The following is a 16,786-nucleotide window of genomic DNA, read 5'->3' on the forward strand; positions in this document are numbered from 1 at the left end:
TCGTGACGATCGTCGGAGTCGGCGTGGACGTGGTGGACCTTCCCCGGTTCGCCGCGTCGCTCGAGCGCACGCCGACGCTCCGCAGCCGTCTGTTCACGCCCGACGAGGCGGCCCTGCCGCTCGAGTCGCTCGCGGGACGCTTCGCGGCCAAGGAGGCGCTCGCCAAGGCCATGGGCGCGCCCGCTGGCCTGTCGTGGCAGGACTTCGAGATCGTCCACGACGACCGGGGGGCGCCCTCGTTCGCGCTGCACGGCGCGGCCCCCGATCGCGTGAGGGCCCTGGGCATCGAGACGATCCACGTGTCGATCTCGCACGACGTCTCGGTCGCGACGGCCTTCGTGGTGGCCGAGTGCTGACGGCGCACACGGTCGCCGACGTCCGGGCCGCCGAGGCGTCCCTGGCCGCTGGCCTGCCCGACGGCGAGCTGATGCGTCGCGCCGCGCGGGGCCTGGCCGACGCGCTCGACGCCGTGCCGGCCGGCGAGGTGCTGCTGGTGCTGGTCGGGCCGGGCGACAACGGCGGCGACGCCCTGTACGCCGCGGTGCACCTGCTCGACCGGGGCGTGCGGGTCGACGTGTGCCTGCTCGACCGCGGGCGGGTGCACGATGACGGTCTGGCGGCCGCGACGGCCGCGGGGGCGCAGGTCGTCGACGGTCCGGGCGACCAGCGGTACTGCCTCGACGCGCTGTTCGGCATCGGGGCGCGACCCGGGCTGACGGGCCGCGCGGCCGAGTGGGCCGAGTGGGTCGCCGGCGCCCGTCCGCACACCGTCGCGGTCGACGTGCCGTCCGGCGTCGACGTCGACGGCGCGACGCTGCCCGCGTCGTCCCACCACGTCATGGCCGATGCGACCGTCACGTTCGGCACCTACAAGAACGCCCTGCTCGTCAGCCCGGCCGCGGGCGCATCGGGGTGGGACGACACCGCGATCGCCCGGCTCGTCGACATCGGCCTCGGCCCGCACCTGCCGGCGCCCAGCATCGAGGCGATCGAGGCCACCGACGGCCACCTGCTGGTCGAGACGTTCGACTGGCTGCGCGCCCCCACCAGCCACAAGTACTCGCGCGGCGTCGTCGGCATCCGCGCCGGCTCGTCGCAGTACGCCGGCGCGGCGCACCTGTGCGTCGCGGGCGCCCTGACGGGCATGGCCGGCATGGTGCGCTTCGTCGGCGACGCCGAGCTGAGCCGGCGCGTCGTCGACCGCGCCCCCGAGGTCGTCGCGGGCGCCGGGCGCGTGCAGGCCTGGGTCGTCGGGCCCGGCGGTGGCGACGAGGCCGAGCAGCAGCTCGCCGACGCCCTCGACGACGGGGTCGCGGTCGTCGTCGACGCCAGCGCCCTGCAGCACCTGCCCGACACGTTCGACGTCCCCGCGCTGCTGACGCCGCACGCCGGCGAGCTCGCCGACATGCTCGGCACCCGGCGCGACGCGGTCGAGGCCGAGCCGCTGGCGCACGTCACCGAGGCCGCCGAGCGGTGGCGCACGACGGTGCTCCTGAAGGGGTCGAGGACGCTCGTCGCGACGCCCGGGCGCACGACGCGCGTCAACCTGACGGGCTCGCCGTGGCTCGGCACCGCGGGCTCGGGCGACGTCCTGGCCGGGCTGGCCGGCTCGCTGCTGGCCTCGGGCGCCGATCCGCACGACGCGGGCTCCATCGCGGCGTTCCTGCACGGCGCGGCGAGCGTCCGCGCCAACCACGGCGGGCCCGTGACCGCGACGTCGGTCGCCGCGGCGCTGCCCGGCACGCTGGCGGCGTTCCACGACGGCCGGCTCGACGACGTGCGCGACTGGAGGTCGTGACGTGTCCTCCCCACCCCAGATCGAGGCCGCCGTCGACCTCGACGCCTTCGCCGACAACATCGCCGCCCTGGCGCGGTGCGCGCCGGCCTCGGCCCTCATGACGGTCGTGAAGGCCGATGCGTACGGTCACGGCGCCATCGCGATGGCCCGTGCCGCACGCCGTGCCGGCTCGACGTGGCTGGGTGTCGCGACGGTCGACGAGGCCCTGGCCCTGCGCGCGTCGGGCGACGCCGGGCCGCTGCTGTGCTGGCTCGCGGCCCCGGGCGCTGACTTCGCCGCCGCGGCCGAGGCGGGGGTCGAGGTCACGGCGTCGTCGGTCGAGCAGCTCGACGAGATCCTCGCGGCCGCCCCGACGCGTCCGCGGGTGCAGCTCAAGGTCGACACGGGGCTGTCGCGCAACGGCGCGAGGGGCGAGCAGTGGAGCCGGCTGGCCGAGTCCGCCGCGACGGCGCAGGCCGCCGGTCGGGTCGAGGTCACGGGCGTCTGGTCGCACCTCGCGTGCGCCGACGAGCCGGGGCACCCGGCCAACGACGAGCAGGAGCGCGTGTTCCGCGAGGCCGTCGACGAGCTCGCGGCGGCCGGCGTCGAGCCGGCCCTGCGCCACCTCGCCAACTCGGCCGCGACGCTGACGCGGCCGTCGGCGCACTTCGACCTCGTGCGGGTCGGCATCGCGGCGTACGGCATCCGACCCGCCCCCGACCTCGCGTACCCGACCCGTCTGACCCCCGTCATGACGCTGCGCGCGCGGCTCGCCCAGGTCAAGCGGGTGCCGGCCGGCGCAGGCGTCTCGTACGGCCACCAGTGGGTGGCGGAGCGTGACACGACCCTCGGCCTCGTGCCGATGGGCTACGGCGACGGCATCGCGGTCGCGGCGTCGAACCGGGCCGAGCTGCAGGTCGCCGGTCAACGGGTGCCGCTGGTCGGGCGGGTCTGCATGGACCAGGTCGTCGTCGACCTCGGTGACCGGACCGCGCGGCGCGGCGACGTCGCGACGCTGTTCGGCCCGGGTCACGACGGCGAGCCGACTGCGGAAGACTGGGCCGCGGCATCGGGCACGATCGCCTACGAGGTGGTCACCCGGCTGGGTGGCCGCACGGTCCGCACCTACAGGGGAGACATGGCATGAGCAGGACGCTGAGACTGGCGGGGACGGCCGGCGCGTTCGTGGCCGCCGGGACCGTCGCGACGCTGCTCAACGGCCGGTCCCGCGGCCGGCGCCGGCGCCGGCGCGGCGAGGACGTCGAGTTCGGCTCGGTGCGCAGCGACGGCACCACGATCGTCAGCGCCGACGGGGTCCCGCTGCACGTCGAGGTCGACGAGGCCGAGCGCAAGACCCCGACGGTCGTGTTCCTGCACGGCTGGGTCGAGAACATCGACGTGTGGCACTACCAGCGGCTCGCGATGCGCGGCGCGGTGCGCATGGTGTTCGTCGACCTGCGCTCGCACGGACGCTCCGGCCGGGCGACGAGCAAGAAGTCGACGTTCGCCGAGCTCGCCGACGACGTCACGGCCGTGATCGACCAGCTCGTCCCGCGCGGGCCGATCGTCCTGGTGGGTCACTCGATGGGCGGCATGACGATCATGCAGCTTGCCGGCACCCGCCCCGAGCTGTTCGGCGGTCGGGTCAGGGGGGTCGTGCTGCTCGGCACGAGCGCCGGTCGGCTGATGCGCGGCGAGGGCAGCCCGGGCCTGCGCTACCTGATCCCGCTGCTGCGGGCGGGCGCCCCGGCGCTCGACTGGGGGCGCCGGTTCAACAGCTACTCGGTCATCCGCCGCTGGGGGCTCGGCCCGGACGCCCACGAGCGCCACGTCGACATGGCCAACGAGATGATCCTCGAGGCGCCGACCCACGTCCTGACCGACTTCTACCCCAACTTCGTGGGGCTCGACCTGACGGCCGGCCTCGCCGCGATCGGCCGGGCCCGCACCGTCGTGATGGGCGGCACGGCCGATCTGCTGACCCCCGTCAAGCACAGCCGCCGGCTCGCCGAGGCGATCCCGGGGGCCGAGCTGATCGAGCTCGACGGCGTCGGGCACATGCTGATGTTCGAGCAGCACGAGGCCGTCACCCGGGCGATCGAGGGCGTCCTGGCCGAGGTGCGGGAGGGCATGGCATGACCGGCGGCACCGCACTCAACGTCGTCGAGGCCGGCCCCGAGCACGCGGCCGTCATCGTCGACATCATCCACCGCTCGTTCGGGGCCCGCCCGGCGCTCGACCCGCCCACCACGGCCCTCGACGAGACCGTCGAGTCGGTCGCCGAGACCCTGCGCACCGCCGGCGGTCTGCTGGTCGAGCGGCGCGGCCTGCCGATGGGCGCGATGCTGTTCGACGAGTCGCGCCCGGGCCAGCTGGGCCTGCGCCGCGTGTGCGTCGACCCCGACATCCAGGCCCGCGGCGTCGCGTCGGCGATGCTCGGCGTCGCGGAGGACACCGCCGAGGAGCGCGGCAAGGACGGCATCTGGCTCGACGTGCGCGAGGAGCTGCCCGACACGGTCCAGTTCTGGTCGCGCCGACGCTACGAGCCCGTCGGGCGCGACGAGCCGTTCATCGAGTTCGGCAAGACCCTGTGGCTCGCGCGGGAGGTGCCGACGCCCGAGGAGATGCAGGGGCTCGCGGCGCGTCTCGCCCCGCTGCTGCGGGCCGGCGACCTGCTGGTGCTGTCGGGCGACCTGGGGGCCGGCAAGACCACGTTCACGCAGGGGCTCGGCGAGGCCCTGGGCGTCCGCGGCCCCGTCACGTCGCCGACGTTCGTCCTGGCGCGGACGCACCCCTCGCTCGTCGGGGGCCCCCCGCTGGTCCACGTCGACGCGTACCGGCTCGGCGGCCTCGGCGAGATCGACGACCTCGACCTCGACTCGTCCACCGACACCGCCGTGACGGTCGTCGAGTGGGGTGACGGCATGGCCGAGCAGCTCAACGACAGCTGGCTGCACCTGCGGATCGAGGTGCGGGGGCCCCGGCCGATCGACCCGCTCGGCACGCCGCACGACGGGGAGGTCGGCGACGTGCCCGACGAGGTCGATCCGCGGGTCGTGACGATCAAGCCGCACGGCCCGCGGTGGGTCGGCGTGCCGCTGCGCTCGACGCTGTTGGGGTCGACGCCGGCCGACTCGTAGGCTCTCCCTGTGCTCCTCCTCGCGTTCGACACCGCCACCCCCGTCATCACCGTCGCCGTCCACGACGGCTCGCGCGTGGTCGGCGAGGCGTCGGGCGAGGGAGCCATGGCGCACGGCGAGCTGCTGGCGCCGGCGATCCGCGACGCGATGGCGCAGGCGGGTGCGGCGATGGGCGACCTGACCGATGTCGCGGTCGGCGTCGGGCCGGGGCCGTTCACGGGCCTGCGGGTCGGCGTCGTGACGGCCCTGACGCTCGGCTCGACGCTGGGGCTCGTGACGCACGGCGTGTGCTCGCTCGACGTCGTGGCGGCCGACGTGCAGGTCGGCGGCGAGTTCCTCGTCGCGACCGACGCGCGTCGCAAGGAGGTCTACTGGGCGCGCTACGGAGGCGACCAGGTGCGCCTCGACGGCCCCCACGTCCTCAGGCCGGCCGACCTCGCGGCGCAGCACCCCGACCTGCCGGTGTTCGGCCAGGGCGCGCACCTCTACGCCGACGTGCTCAGGTCAGCGGGTGGGGCCGGCGCCCCGCGGGCGGCGGCGCTCGCCGGCCTGGTGGTCGCGGGGCGCGTCGCCGAGCTGCCGCTCGAGCCGCTCTACCTGCGTCGTCCCGACGCCGTCCCGCAGACCGTCTCGAAGCGCGCATGAGCCGTCCGGCGACCGGCGACGACGTCGCCGCGATCGCCGCCCTCGAGCTGGCCTGCTTCGGCGCCTCGGCCTGGAGCGCGACGCTGGTCTCCGACGAGGTGGGCAGCGAGCGGCACGTCGTGCTGGTCGGCCCGGGCGACGACGTCGACGCGTACGGCGCGATCTCGGTCGCGGGCGACGTCGCCGACCTCGACCGCATCGCGGTGCTGCCGGCGTCGCGCGGGCGCGGGCTGGCCCGCGGCCTGCTGACCGACCTGGTCGACCGCGCCCGCGACCTCGGGGCCGGACGCATGCTGCTCGAGGTGGCCGCCGACAACCGTCCCGCGATCGGCCTCTACGAGGCCCACGGCTTCGACACCATCAGCACCCGCCGCGGTTACTACGCCGGCGGCGTCGACGCGCTCGTGATGGAGCTCGACATCCAGGAGTGGCGATGAGGAGGCAGCCGTGAGGAAGAACATCAGCTCTCGCAGCCCCTACGAGGACGTCGTGGGCTACTCGCGGGCGGTGCGGGTCGGCGGCTCGGTCTGGGTCGCGGGCACGACCGCGACGGTCGACGGCGAGGTGGTCGGGGTCGGTGACCCGTACGAGCAGGCGAGGGTCGCGTTCGGCATCGCCCTGAACGCCGTCCGCACCGCGGGGCTCGACACCCCCGACGTCGTGCGCACCCGCATGTTCGTGACCGACATCGCGCACTTCGAGGAGGTCGGGCGAGCGCACCGCGAGCTCTTCGACGTCATCCGCCCCGTGTCCACGATGGTGCAGGTCACGGCCTTCGCGCACCCCGACCACCTCGTCGAGGTCGAGGTCGACGCTCACCGTGCGCCTCAGGGCTGGCGTGGAAGGCTGGGAGCATGACCGAGACACCTGACACCTTCCCCGAAGACGATCAAGGCCCCGACCAGGACGCGATCTTCGACGACCCGGACGCGACGCTCGACTCGGGCTACTCGCCGCCGGAGAGCTACCGCGGTGAGGGCTTCGGCACGACGGCCGAGGAGGCCCTGCAGGGCGAGTCGCTCGACGAGCGGCTGCGCCAGGAGGAGCCCGAGCCCGATCCGTACGCCGCGCCCGCCGAGAACCTCGACGACGGCGAGGTCGGCAGCGAGCGGGCCGGGCGTCTGGTCGACCCCGACGGCGGCATCGGCGAGGACGTCGACAAGGAGCTCGTGGGCGAGGACGTCGGCATCGACGGCGCCGCGGCGAGCGCCGAGGAGGCCGCGGTCCACGTCGTCCCCGAGGACTGACTCCGACGCGGGGACGGCCCCTCGTCGGCCGTCCCCGCGCACCGGCGCCGAGCCCGGCCGGGTGCACGCGTGTGCACTACCCTGACCGGATGCGCGACTTCACCTACCCGGCCACGATCGTCACCGCCAAGACGTTGTTCAAGGTTCTTGGCATGACGTTCCAGATGTCCGGCACCGAGCACGTCCCGCGCGAGGGCGGCGCGATTTTGGCGGCCAACCACATCGGCTACGTCGACTTCGTCTTCGACGGGCTCGCGGCCCAGCCCAGCGGGCGGCTCGTTCGGTTCATGGCCAAGAAGGACGCCTTCGACCACCCGGTGTCCGGGCCGATCATGCGCTCGTTCCACCACATCTCGGTCGACCGCGACAACGGCCAGCAGTCGTACGACGACGCGGTCCGCTACGCCCGCGACGGCGAGATCGTCGGCATCTTCCCCGAGGCCACGATCAGCCGGTCGTTCGAGATCAAGGAGCTCAAGACCGGCGCGGTGCGCATGGCCGCGGAGGCCGGCGTCCCGCTCATCCCGATGGTCACGTGGGGCACGCAGCTGCTGAAGACCAAGGACCACGAGTCCGACCTGCGGGGACGCGGCAAGACGATCGGCCTGCACGTGGGCGCCCCGATCGCCGTGACGGGCGACGACCCCGTCGCCGAGACCGCCGTGCTGCGCGACGCGATGTCGGCGCTGCTCGACCACGCGATCGCCGAGTACCCCCTGCGCCCCGAGGGCCAGTGGTGGGCCCCGGCGCGTCACGGCGGCACCGCGCCGACCTTGGCCGAGGCTGCGAGGATGGACGAGGAAGAGTACGCGGCCCGCGCCGCCCGACGCGCCGCCAGGAACACCGAGCAGTAGGAGCAGCGCATGAAGGCAGTCATCGGATCCACCGTCGTCGCGGAGGCGCCCACCGACGACCTCGTCAAGATCGAGGGCAACTGGTACTTCCCGCCCGCGAGCCTCACCGAGGGCGCGTACGAGAAGAGCCCCACGGCGTACCACTGCCCCTGGAAGGGCGACACGCAGTACTTCAACGTCGGCCTGGGCGACGACGTCGCTCCCGACGGCGGCTGGTCGTACCCCGAGCCCATCCCGTCGTCCTTCGACCGCGTGGGCCAGGACTACAGCAACTACGTCGCCTTCGACAAGAAGCAGGTCACGATCTCGGAGTAGCCGTCGGCGGGCTCAGTCGCCGGTCGTGCCGTCGGCCAGCTCGCGCAGGACGTCGAGGTGGCCGTTGTGCCGCGCGGTCTCCTCGACCAGGTGCAGCAGGATCCACCGCGCCGTCACGGGCTCCGGAGGCAGGTCGCCGCGACGCACCACGTCGAGGTCGATCTCGGCGAAGACCGCGCGCGTGCGGGCCGCCTCCTGCTCGTACAGCTCGATGACGTCCTCGATCGGCAGCGTCGAGCCCTCCTCCATCTCGGCGTGGGGACGCTCGGCCGACCACGGCCTGTCGTCCACGCCGCCGAGCAGGTCGGTCTGGACCCACGAGCGCTCGACCCACCGCAGGTGGTTCAGGACGTTCGCGGCGCTCATCAGCGGCGACGACGGCAGGGGAGCGGCACGGGCGAGGTCCTGGTCCAGGCCCCTCACCTTCACGACCGCGGTGTCCTGCACGTAGTGCAGCATCTGCAGCAGCACGCTGCGCTCGTCGAACGTCGCGGGGATGTCGGAGGAGCGGGTCATGACCCGACGGTAGCGGGGCGCGTCAGGCGGGCGCCCCCTGCGGCTGCGGCGCGTCGGCCAGACCGAGGTGGTCGCGCAGCGTCGTCCCGGTGTACTCCGAGCGGAACAGCCCGCGGCGACGCAGCTCGGGCACGACGTGGTCGACGAAGTCGTCGAACCCGCCGGGCGACTGACCGACCGAGAGGATGAACCCGTCGGCCTCCCCGCCGGTGAACGACTCCTCGATGCGGTCGGCGACGTCGGAGGCCGTCCCGACGAACTGGGGGAGCAGCACTCCCTGCGCGTAGAGGCCCCCGATGTCGCGCAGCGTGAGGCTGTCGCGCTCCGACAGGCGCCGTGCCACGTCGAACAGGCCCTGCGTGCCGGCGACCCGGACGTCCTCGACAGGCGCGTCGAGGTCGTACTGCGAGAAGTCGTGGTCGGTGTGCACCGAGAGCGTGTGCAGGCCCGAGATGGGGTCGGCCAGCTCGTTGTGGAAGGCCTGCTTCTCGCGGGCGATCGACTCGGTCTCGCCGACGAACGGGATGAACGACGGGAAGATCTTGACGTGGTCGGGGTCGCGGCCCGCGTCGGACGCCCGGCTCTTGACGTCGTCGTAGTACGCGCGGCGACCCTCCGGCGTCGGGTCGATCTCGAAGATCGCATCGGCCCAGCGCGCCGCGAAGTCCTTGCCCTTGCCCGACGAGCCGGCCTGGATCAGCACGGGACGTCCCTGCGGCGACGCCGGCGTCGGCAGCGGGCCCTGGGTCTTGTAGAAGATGCCGTCGTGGTTGACGGCGTGCACCTTGTCGGGGTCGGCGAACACCCCCGACTCCTTGTCGAGCACGAGGGCGTCGGGGTCCCAGCTGCCCCACAGGGCGACGGCGGCCTCGACGAACTCCTCGGCGCGGTCGTAGCGCAGGTCGTGGTCGAGCGCCTCGGCGAGCCCGAAGTTGCGGGCCTCCGCGCTGCTCAGGGACGTCACGATGTTCCAGGCCACGCGACCCCGGCTGAGGTGGTCGAGCGACGCGAAGATGCGCGCCACCTCGAACGGGTGGAAGTAGGTCGTGCTCTTGGTGACGGCGATGCCGAGGTGGCGGGTGACCGCGGCGATGCTGGTCGCGACCAGCGTCGGGTCGAGCGTCGCGGCGGCCTGGGTGCCACGCCGCAGGGCCTCGTCGGGCCCACCGCCGTAGTTGGTCGGCACGGCCAGCAGGTCGGCGAAGAACACGAAGTCGAACGTGCCGCGCTCGAGCGTCCGTCCGATGCGGTGGTAGTACTCGGCGTTCAGGAAGTCGGGGTCGGAGCCGGGGTGGCGCCAGGCGGCGTGGGAGTGCGTGACGTTCGAGGCGATCTGGAAGCCGCCGAGGTGGAGCTGGCGCGTCATGGGTCGGTCCTTCGTGTCGGGAGGGGGTGTCCCTGACGGTAGGCAGGCTCGACCCCCCGACCGACGGGTTCTCGGCCGGTGGGACGGCCGCACGCGCGGCCGCGGGTCGTGTACGCGCCGGACCCGTCGGGCCCGGCTGGCACAATGACCCGGTGAGCGAACCGCTGGTGATGGGGATCGAGTCGTCGTGCGACGAGACGGGTGTCGGCATCGTCCGCGGCACCGAGCTGCTGGCGCACGCGCTCAGCTCGAGCATGGAGCAGCACGTGCGCTTCGGCGGCGTCGTGCCCGAGGTCGCCAGCCGCGCGCACCTCGAGGCGATGGTCCCGACGCTCGAGCAGGCCTACGCCGAGTCGGGCGTCCGGGTGCAGGACGTCGACGCGATCGCCGTCACGAGCGGGCCGGGTCTGACCGGTGCGCTGCTGGTCGGCGTCGCCGCGGCCAAGGCCCTCGCGCTGGCGCACGACAAGCCGCTGTACGGCGTCAACCACCTGGCCGCGCACGTCGCGGTCGACCAGCTCGAGCACGGCCGGTTCGGCGAGCGGGTCGCGGCGCTGCTGGTCAGCGGCGGCCACACCGAGCTGCTGCTCGTCGACGACATCGTCACCGACATCACGCTGCTGGGCCAGACGATCGACGACGCCGCGGGCGAGGCCTTCGACAAGGTCGCCCGCCTGCTCGACCTGCCCTACCCGGGCGGCCCGCACATCGACCGGGTCGCGCGCGACGGCGACCCGTCGGCGATCGCGTTCCCGCGTGGCCTGACGACGGGCCGCGACGTCGAGAAGCACCGCTACGACTTCTCGTTCTCGGGCCTCAAAAGCGCCGTCAGCCGCCACGTGCAGCACGAGCAGCGCATGGGCCGGACGTTCGACGTCGCCGACGTCGCCGCGTCGTTCCAGGACGCGGTGTGCGACGTGCTGACGAAGAAGGCGATCGCCGCGTGCCGCGAGCACGACGTCGACACCCTGATCATCGGCGGTGGCGTCGCGGCGAACGCCCGCCTGCGCCACTACGCGCAGGAGCGCGCGGCGAGGGCCGGCATCGAGGTCCGCATCCCGCGGCTCGGACTGTGCACCGACAACGGCGCGATGGTCGCGGCGCTCGGCGCCGAGGTCGTCCGCCGCGGCATCGCGCCGTCGTCGCTCGACCTGCCGGCCGACTCCGGCATGCCCGTCACGCAGGTCGTGGCGGCCTGACGTGACGAGCCCCCACACGTCCCCCCGCCGTCGCCGTCGCCGCGCCCTGCCGGCGGTCGCGGCGCTGACCGCGGCGGCCGTCGTCGCCGCGGGCGCGGTGTGGTGGACCGGCCGCGACGACGACCCGCGCCCGGCGACGTCCTCCTCGTCCGCCGCCGCCCAGCGTGACGAGAAGACCGCCGTCGAGACCGGCTGGGTGCCGACGGACGCCGAGCGGGCGGAGGCCGTCGAGAAGGCCGACGCGCTGCCCCTAGAGGACCTCGCGGGCCAGCTCATCATCGCCCGCAGCTTCTCGAACGAGCAGTCGCTGGCGCTGGTGCGCGACCGACACTTCGCCGGCGTCATGGTCACGGGCCAGCAGATCCTCGACGTCACGACCGACGACCCGCTCGAGGACGTCAAGGCGTTCAACCAGCAGCTGCAGGAGGCCGGTGCCGGTCGCGGCTTCCCGGTCATGGTGCCGATCGACCAGGAGGGCGGCCTCGTCGCCCGCCTGACCGATCCGCTCACGACGTTCCCGACCTTCATGTCGGCGGGCGCCGCGATCGCGGGCCACGGTGCCGACGGTGCGGCGGCGGTGACGGCGGCGACCCGCGCGTCGGGCGCCGAGCTGCGGGCCGCGGGCTACAACACCGTGTTCGCGCCCGACGGAGACATCACGATCGGTCCGGCCGACCCGATCATCGGCAGCCGGTCGGCGGGCTCGGACCCCGACGTCGTGGCGCAGGCCGTCGTCGCCGCGGTCGACGGGTACTCCGAGGCCGGCGTCATCTCGGCGGTCAAGCACTTCCCGGGGCACAACGTGTCGACCGACAGCCACAAGGGGCTGCCGGTGCTCGACAGCGACCGGGCGCGGCTCAGGTCGCACGACCTCAAGCCGTTCGAGGCCGCAATCGCCGACGCCGCGCCGGGCATCATGACGGGGCACCTCGACGTCGCGGCGATCGACAAGGGCGTGCCCGCCTCGATGTCGCGCAAGGTCATCACGACGGGGCTGCGCGAGAACCTCGACTTCGACGGCCTCGTGATCAGCGACTCGCTGGGCATGGGCGCCGTGATGCAGCGCTACCCGGGCGGCGACTCGACCGTCGAGGCCATCAAGGCCGGCAGCGACCTGGCCCTGATGCCCGCCGACAACGAGCAGGCGTACGACGCGGTGCTGGCGGCGCTGAGGTCGGGCGAGATCCCCGAGCAGCAGGCCCGCGCCTCGGCCGCGCGCACGATCGCGTACCTGCTGCACGCCGAGGCGTCGCCCGAGCTGCCGGGCGAGCCGGGCAGCCACGGCGACGAGTCGCAGGCCCTGAGCGCGATGGCCGCGACGGTCGTGGCGCACCCGTGCCCCGTCCCGTCGATCACGTCGGTCAGCCCGTCGGGCTCGTCCGAGGCGGTCGCGGCGTTCCGGGTCGCGGCGCAGGAGGCCGGCCTGCCGATCGGCCCCGGCACGTCGGTGGCGCTGCTGGGGCCGGGCGTGTCGGCCGCCAGCGCGGACGTCGTGGTGTCGACCGACACCCCGTACGGCCTGGCGCGCAGCGCGGCACCCACCAAGGTCGCGCTCTACGGCCGCGACGTCCCGGCCATGCGGGCCCTCGTCGCCGTCCTCACGGGCGACGCCCGCGCGCAGGGACGGCTCCCCGTCGACGTGGGCCTGCCCGCCCCGGAGCGCTGCTGACCCCACCTCCGGCGAGTCCGCGAGTGGTGCGGCCCGGACATTCTGGGACGGCGTGTCCGACCACACCGCACCACTGGAGGACGCGACGGCAGCACTCGCCGCGCCGCCACCGGGTCAGGTGACGCGGGCGAACCGGACGACCCGGCCGGCGCGCACCTGCGCCAGGCGGTCGGTGTGGGCGTCGACGACGACCGCGACGACGGGGTAGCCACCCGTCACGGGGTGGTCGGGGCCGAGGACGATCGGACGTCCGTCCGCCGCGACCTGCACGCTGCCCCGCACGCACGGCTCGCTCGGCAGCTCACGCGTCACGGCACGCGGGAGCGGGTCGCCGTCGAGCCGGACGCCGATCCGGCTCGATGCTGCGGAGACCCGCCACGCCGCCGTCAGGAACGTCGAGACGGCCTCCGGGGTGAACCAGTCGTCGCGGGGTCCGAGGACGACGTCGAGGGTCACGTCGCCACCGCGGTCCAGCGGGAGGAGGTCGTCGAGGGCCGGGACGGCGCGGTGCGCGCCGGCCTCGAGCCGGTCGCCGACGGCGAGCGGGCGGGGGCCGAGCCCGGCCAGCGTGTCGGTCGAGCGCGAGCCGAGCACGCGCGGCGACGCGATCCCGCCGGCCAGCCCGACGTAGGAGCGGAGCCCGACGGTGGGAGCGCCGACCGCCAGGCGCCGACCGGCCGGCACCCGCACGGCGCGCCCGTAGGCGACCGGTCGGCCGTCCACCGTGATCGGGCCGCTCGCGCCGGCCACGACGACGGTGTGGGCCGACTCCGCGATCAGCACGAGATCGCCGAACGTCTCGACGACCGCGTCCCCGGGGGCGTTGCCCAGCAGGCGGTTGGCCCGGCGCGCCGCGGCGCGGTCGAAGGCACCCGACGGGCCCACGCCGACGCGGCCCATCGCGGGCCGGCCGAGGTCCTCGACGAGGCTGAGGGCGCCGGCGGCCTCCACGACGAGCGTCATGCGACCACGAACCGGACGCGCGCGCCGGGCCGCAGCAGCGCCGGCGGCCGGCGGTCGACGTCCCACAGGACGACGTCGGTGCGGCCGATCAGCTGCCAGCCACCGGGCGACTCGCGGGGGTAGACGCCGCTGAACTCGCCGGCCAGGCCGACCGAACCGGCCGGCACCGACGTGCGCGGCGACGGGCGTCGCGGCACGCGCAGGCGGTCGTCGCCGCCGACGAGGTACGAGAACCCGGGGGCGAAGCCGCCGAACGCGACGGTCCACGGGGAGCCGGTGTGCGCCGCGACGACCTCGTCGACGGGCAGGCCCGTGAGCGTCGCGACCTCGTCGAGGTCGGCACCGTCGTACGTCACGGGGATCTCGACGGTCGCCGGCGCGACGTCGTCGACCGTCCGGGGCGTCGAGGCACCGACGAGGTCGCGGCACCACGCGGGCTCGCCCCGCACCAGCACGGTGCGGGCGCCCAGCACGACCTCGGCCCGTCCGTCGAGCGCCGCGAACCACCCGCGGGCCTCGTCGAGCGACCCGCAGTCGAGCAGCACGGCCCGGTCGCCGCACGGCAGCACCCTCATGGGGCGGCGACGACGGCGCCGGCCTCGTCGAGGGCCCTGCGGACGGCGCGGGCGAGGTGCAGCGCGCCGGGGGAGTCGCTGTGGACGCAGAGGGAGTCGACCGTGCCGAGCAGCCGCAGCGCCTGGGCGCCGGCGTCCGCGGGGTCGTGCAGCACGGCGCCGGGCTCGCCGCGCGGCACGAGTCGTCCGTCGGTCGTGTAGGCCCGGTCGGCGAAGCCCTCGCGGACGACCGGCAGCCCGGCGTCGGCCGCGAGCGCGAGCGCCCGCGAGGCCGGGAGCCCCAGCAGCGGCAGCGGGCGGTCGAGCACGCGCAGGGCCTCGACGACCGCCCCGGCCTGTGCCTCGTGGTGGACGATCGCGTTGTAGAGGGCGCCGTGCGGCTTGACGTACGTGACCTCGCCGCCGACCGCGCGGGCCGCGTCGTCCAGCGCGTGCACCTGGCGGACGACCTCGTCCGTCAGGTCGGCGGGCTCCATGTCGACGAAGACCCGGCCGAAGCCGGCGCGATCGGGGTAGCCGACCTGCGCGCCGATCGCGACGCCCCGCTCGACCGCGGTCCCGCACGTCTGCGCCATGAGCTCGGCGTCGCCGGCGTACGCGCCGCAGCAGACGTTGGCCGACGTCACGACGTCGAGCAGCAGGACGTCCTCGCCGGTGCGCCAGCGCTGCCACGACTCGCCGAGATCGGCGTTGAGGTCGACCCGCATGCCCCCACCCTAGGGACGGGGGGACGCCGGGGGTACCGCGTGGTCGCGCGCGAGTGGTGCATTCCGTGGCGCGAGTGGTGCGGTGTGGTCGGACACGCCGTCCCAGAACGTCCAGACCGCACCACTCGCGGATCCGGGAGGGGGGTGGGGTCAGGTGCGCTCGACGAGGAAGGCGCGGCCCTGGCCCCGGACCCGGGTCATGATCACGAGGGCCTTCGTGGGGCCCTTCAGCTTGAGGCGGCGGACGAGCTCCTCGGGGACGACGTCGACGCCGCGCTTCTTGACCGTCAGCGTGCCGACCCGGCGCGCCTGGAGGGCGGCCTTCAGCGGCTTCTCGCGGAACGGCAGCTCGTCGACGACCCGGAAGCTGCGGGCCAGCGGGGTGTCGGCCGCGGCGTCGGAGCTGACGTACGCGATGTGGGGATCGGGCAGCCACCCGCCGAGCGACGCCGCGAGCTCGCCGACCGCGCCGGCACGGATGACGGCGTCATCGGGCTCGTGCAGGTAGGCGCCGACGTCGGCGACCTCCGGCGCCCCTCCCTCGACCACGAGCGTCGCACCCGACGGCAGCACCGTCGCGCGTCGCCGCGTCGTCGCGAACGGGACGCCCCACAGGCACGCCTCGACGAGGTCGCCACCGTCGCTGACCCACTCGGCCTCGACGCCGGACGGGACGGCGTCGTGCGCGAGGCCGGGCATGACCTTGGCGACGGCACGTCCGGCGAGCAGCTCGCGCACCCAGTCCCACGGCGGCTGCAGGTCGGCGGTCGAGAACGTGCGTCCACGGCCGTCGCGACGGGCCGGGTCGACGAAGGCGACCTCGTCGGACCCGATCGACACCTCCCGCGCGTCGGCGCACACGACCTCGCCGTCGAGGCCGAGCGCCCGCAGGTTGGCGGTCGCGATCGCGGCGCGGACGGGATCCTGCTCGACGCCGCGGACCGCGAGGCCCGCCCGCGCCAGCGCGATCAGGTCGCCGCCGATGCCGCAGCCGAGGTCGACGACGGACGTGGCGCCCGCCGCGGCGAGCCGGGACGCCCGGTGCGTCGCGACCGTCGTGCGGGTCGACTGCTCGAGGGCGTCGTGCGTGAAGAACAGGTGGGGTGCATCGGCGCCGAACTTGGCCGCGGCCCTGCCGCGCAGGTGGTTCTGCGTCACCGCGGCCGCGACCAGGCCGGGCTCGTGGGTCCGGCGCAGCCGCGTGCCGAGCCCGAGGTCGCTCTCGACGCCGGCGCGTGCGGCCACCTCGGCGAGCAGCCGCTGACCGTCCGGGGCCAGCAGCTGCTCGAACGTCTCCAGGTCCATGGGGAGAAGTGTGCCGTGTCGGGCGCAGGACGTTCGCCCAGCGCGAAACGGGCTGGCAGTCCCTTGGGGCGAGTGCCAGCGTCGTGCTAGGTTTCGTATTGGCACTCTCCCTTCGAGAGTGCTAAAAATCCGGTGAGAACGACCCCCGCGACGGCGTCCTCACCACCGTCCAACGTTCACCCGTTGAAAGGGGAGGTCGACACGTGTCGGTCACCATCAAGCCGCTCGAAGACCGCCTGGTCATCCAGGTCGTCGAAGCAGAGCAGACCACTGCGTCCGGACTCGTCATCCCGGACACCGCCAAGGAGAAGCCCCAGGAGGGCATCGTCGTTTCCGTGGGCCCCGGTCGGGTCGACGACAACGGCAACCGCGTCCCGCTGGACGTCGCCGAGGGCGACAAGGTCATCTTCAGCAAGTACGGCGGAACCGAGGTCAAGTACGCGGGCGAGGAGTACCTCATCCTCTCCGCGCGCGACGTCCTCGCCGTCGTTTCGTGATCTGACGCCCC

General features: G+C 74.3%; 20 protein-coding genes. 14 read left to right on the top strand and 6 right to left on the bottom strand.

Annotation, left to right across the window (positions count from 1 at the left end):
* Positions 1–2 precede the first annotated feature (2 nt).
* The 11 genes from ASD10_RS06440 to ASD10_RS06490 all read left to right on the top strand — a co-directional run bounded on the left by ASD10_RS06440 (position 3) and on the right by ASD10_RS06490 (position 7,978).
* Positions 3–356 (top strand): holo-ACP synthase, encoded by a 354-nt coding sequence (locus ASD10_RS06440; RefSeq protein ID WP_056606299.1) that lies wholly within the window; start codon positions 3–5, stop codon positions 354–356.
* The gene (locus ASD10_RS06445; RefSeq protein WP_056606302.1) at positions 350–1,798 is read left to right on the top strand and encodes a bifunctional ADP-dependent NAD(P)H-hydrate dehydratase/NAD(P)H-hydrate epimerase; all 1,449 of its coding nucleotides are present in this window, start codon (positions 350–352) and stop codon (positions 1,796–1,798) included. The genes ASD10_RS06440 and ASD10_RS06445 overlap by 7 nt, the downstream gene beginning before the upstream one ends.
* 1 nt (position 1,799) lies before the next feature.
* Entirely contained in the window at positions 1,800–2,924 is a 1,125-nt protein-coding gene (gene alr / locus ASD10_RS06450) for an alanine racemase (RefSeq protein WP_056606306.1), read from the top strand.
* Complete coding sequence (locus ASD10_RS06455; RefSeq protein ID WP_082556058.1) at positions 2,921–3,916, top strand: alpha/beta fold hydrolase; 996 nt, start codon at positions 2,921–2,923, stop codon at positions 3,914–3,916. Before alr ends, ASD10_RS06455 begins: the two co-directional genes overlap by 4 nt.
* Entirely contained in the window at positions 3,913–4,917 is a 1,005-nt protein-coding gene (tsaE, locus tag ASD10_RS06460; RefSeq protein WP_056606312.1) for a tRNA (adenosine(37)-N6)-threonylcarbamoyltransferase complex ATPase subunit type 1 TsaE, read from the top strand. The genes ASD10_RS06455 and tsaE overlap by 4 nt, the downstream gene beginning before the upstream one ends.
* 9 nt (positions 4,918–4,926) lie before the next feature.
* Positions 4,927–5,562, top strand: a complete 636-nt coding sequence (tsaB, locus tag ASD10_RS06465; protein WP_056606315.1) for a tRNA (adenosine(37)-N6)-threonylcarbamoyltransferase complex dimerization subunit type 1 TsaB — start codon at positions 4,927–4,929, stop codon at positions 5,560–5,562.
* A complete protein-coding gene (locus ASD10_RS06470; protein ID WP_056606318.1) occupies positions 5,559–5,999 on the top strand; it encodes a GNAT family N-acetyltransferase in 441 nt (146 codons plus the stop codon). Before tsaB ends, ASD10_RS06470 begins: the two co-directional genes overlap by 4 nt.
* Positions 6,000–6,009: 10 nt before the next feature.
* Positions 6,010–6,420 (top strand): RidA family protein, encoded by a 411-nt coding sequence (locus ASD10_RS06475; protein WP_056606321.1) that lies wholly within the window; start codon positions 6,010–6,012, stop codon positions 6,418–6,420.
* The gene (locus ASD10_RS06480; RefSeq protein ID WP_056606324.1) at positions 6,417–6,809 is read left to right on the top strand and encodes a DUF5709 domain-containing protein; all 393 of its coding nucleotides are present in this window, start codon (positions 6,417–6,419) and stop codon (positions 6,807–6,809) included. The genes ASD10_RS06475 and ASD10_RS06480 overlap by 4 nt, the downstream gene beginning before the upstream one ends.
* A gap of 89 nt (positions 6,810–6,898) precedes the next feature.
* A complete protein-coding gene (locus ASD10_RS06485) occupies positions 6,899–7,663 on the top strand; it encodes a 1-acyl-sn-glycerol-3-phosphate acyltransferase (protein ID WP_056606327.1) in 765 nt (254 codons plus the stop codon).
* 9 nt (positions 7,664–7,672) lie between these two features.
* Positions 7,673–7,978 (top strand): DUF427 domain-containing protein, encoded by a 306-nt coding sequence (locus ASD10_RS06490; RefSeq protein ID WP_056606330.1) that lies wholly within the window; start codon positions 7,673–7,675, stop codon positions 7,976–7,978.
* 12 nt (positions 7,979–7,990) lie between these two features.
* Here the strand turns inward: ASD10_RS06490 and ASD10_RS06495 are convergent, their stop codons facing one another.
* Entirely contained in the window at positions 7,991–8,494 is a 504-nt protein-coding gene (locus ASD10_RS06495) for a DinB family protein (RefSeq protein ID WP_056606333.1), read from the bottom strand.
* 22 nt (positions 8,495–8,516) lie between these two features.
* Complete coding sequence (locus tag ASD10_RS06500; RefSeq protein ID WP_056606336.1) at positions 8,517–9,860, bottom strand: LLM class flavin-dependent oxidoreductase; 1,344 nt, start codon at positions 9,858–9,860, stop codon at positions 8,517–8,519.
* 152 nt (positions 9,861–10,012) lie between these two features.
* Between ASD10_RS06500 and tsaD the strand changes: the two genes are divergently transcribed.
* Together tsaD and ASD10_RS06510 are read left to right on the top strand one after the other, a co-directional pair.
* Positions 10,013–11,059: a tRNA (adenosine(37)-N6)-threonylcarbamoyltransferase complex transferase subunit TsaD gene (gene tsaD, locus ASD10_RS06505; protein WP_235501772.1), complete on the top strand. Its 1,047-nt coding sequence runs from the start codon at positions 10,013–10,015 to the stop codon at positions 11,057–11,059.
* 1 nt (position 11,060) lies between these two features.
* On the top strand, positions 11,061–12,728 hold the full coding sequence (locus tag ASD10_RS06510) for a glycoside hydrolase family 3 N-terminal domain-containing protein (protein ID WP_056606342.1): 1,668 nt from the start codon (positions 11,061–11,063) through the stop codon (positions 12,726–12,728).
* Positions 12,729–12,842: 114 nt separating this feature from the next.
* Here the strand turns inward: ASD10_RS06510 and ASD10_RS06515 are convergent, their stop codons facing one another.
* The 4 genes from ASD10_RS06515 to ASD10_RS06530 all read right to left on the bottom strand — a co-directional run bounded on the left by ASD10_RS06515 (position 12,843) and on the right by ASD10_RS06530 (position 16,278).
* Positions 12,843–13,691: a biotin-dependent carboxyltransferase family protein gene (locus ASD10_RS06515; RefSeq protein ID WP_056606345.1), complete on the bottom strand. Its 849-nt coding sequence runs from the start codon at positions 13,689–13,691 to the stop codon at positions 12,843–12,845.
* Complete coding sequence (locus ASD10_RS06520) at positions 13,688–14,266, bottom strand: allophanate hydrolase subunit 1 (RefSeq protein ID WP_056606348.1); 579 nt, start codon at positions 14,264–14,266, stop codon at positions 13,688–13,690. The genes ASD10_RS06515 and ASD10_RS06520 overlap by 4 nt, the downstream gene beginning before the upstream one ends.
* Entirely contained in the window at positions 14,263–14,973 is a 711-nt protein-coding gene (locus tag ASD10_RS06525; RefSeq protein ID WP_056606349.1) for a LamB/YcsF family protein, read from the bottom strand. Before ASD10_RS06525 ends, ASD10_RS06520 begins: the two co-directional genes overlap by 4 nt.
* Positions 14,974–15,123: 150 nt before the next feature.
* Entirely contained in the window at positions 15,124–16,278 is a 1,155-nt protein-coding gene (locus ASD10_RS06530) for a class I SAM-dependent methyltransferase (RefSeq protein ID WP_056606350.1), read from the bottom strand.
* 203 nt (positions 16,279–16,481) lie between these two features.
* Between ASD10_RS06530 and groES the strand changes: the two genes are divergently transcribed.
* Entirely contained in the window at positions 16,482–16,775 is a 294-nt protein-coding gene (groES, locus tag ASD10_RS06535) for a co-chaperone GroES (RefSeq protein ID WP_056606353.1), read from the top strand.
* Positions 16,776–16,786: the final 11 nt, after the last annotated feature.

The organism is Aeromicrobium sp. Root472D3 (assembly GCF_001426485.1).
In the GTDB taxonomy this organism is placed as follows: Bacteria; Actinomycetota; Actinomycetes; order Propionibacteriales; family Nocardioidaceae; genus Aeromicrobium.

Bases quoted from the DNA above. Each gene is read 5' to 3' on its own strand.
- tsaE (WP_056606312.1), top strand. From the start codon at position 3,913: ATGACCGGCGGCACCGCACTCAACGTCGTCGAGGCCGGCCCCGAGCAC.
- ASD10_RS06490 (WP_056606330.1), top strand. From the start codon at position 7,673: ATGAAGGCAGTCATCGGATCCACCGTCGTCGCGGAGGCGCCCACCGAC.
- ASD10_RS06495 (WP_056606333.1), bottom strand. From the start codon at position 8,494: ATGACCCGCTCCTCCGACATCCCCGCGACGTTCGACGAGCGCAGCGTG.
- ASD10_RS06515 (WP_056606345.1), bottom strand. From the start codon at position 13,691: ATGACGCTCGTCGTGGAGGCCGCCGGCGCCCTCAGCCTCGTCGAGGAC.
- ASD10_RS06455 (WP_082556058.1), top strand. From the start codon at position 2,921: ATGAGCAGGACGCTGAGACTGGCGGGGACGGCCGGCGCGTTCGTGGCC.
- ASD10_RS06485 (WP_056606327.1), top strand. From the start codon at position 6,899: ATGCGCGACTTCACCTACCCGGCCACGATCGTCACCGCCAAGACGTTG.
- ASD10_RS06470 (WP_056606318.1), top strand. From the start codon at position 5,559: ATGAGCCGTCCGGCGACCGGCGACGACGTCGCCGCGATCGCCGCCCTC.
- ASD10_RS06525 (WP_056606349.1), bottom strand. From the start codon at position 14,973: ATGCGGGTCGACCTCAACGCCGATCTCGGCGAGTCGTGGCAGCGCTGG.
- ASD10_RS06520 (WP_056606348.1), bottom strand. From the start codon at position 14,266: ATGAGGGTGCTGCCGTGCGGCGACCGGGCCGTGCTGCTCGACTGCGGG.
- ASD10_RS06500 (WP_056606336.1), bottom strand. From the start codon at position 9,860: ATGACGCGCCAGCTCCACCTCGGCGGCTTCCAGATCGCCTCGAACGTC.
- ASD10_RS06530 (WP_056606350.1), bottom strand. From the start codon at position 16,278: ATGGACCTGGAGACGTTCGAGCAGCTGCTGGCCCCGGACGGTCAGCGG.
- ASD10_RS06480 (WP_056606324.1), top strand. From the start codon at position 6,417: ATGACCGAGACACCTGACACCTTCCCCGAAGACGATCAAGGCCCCGAC.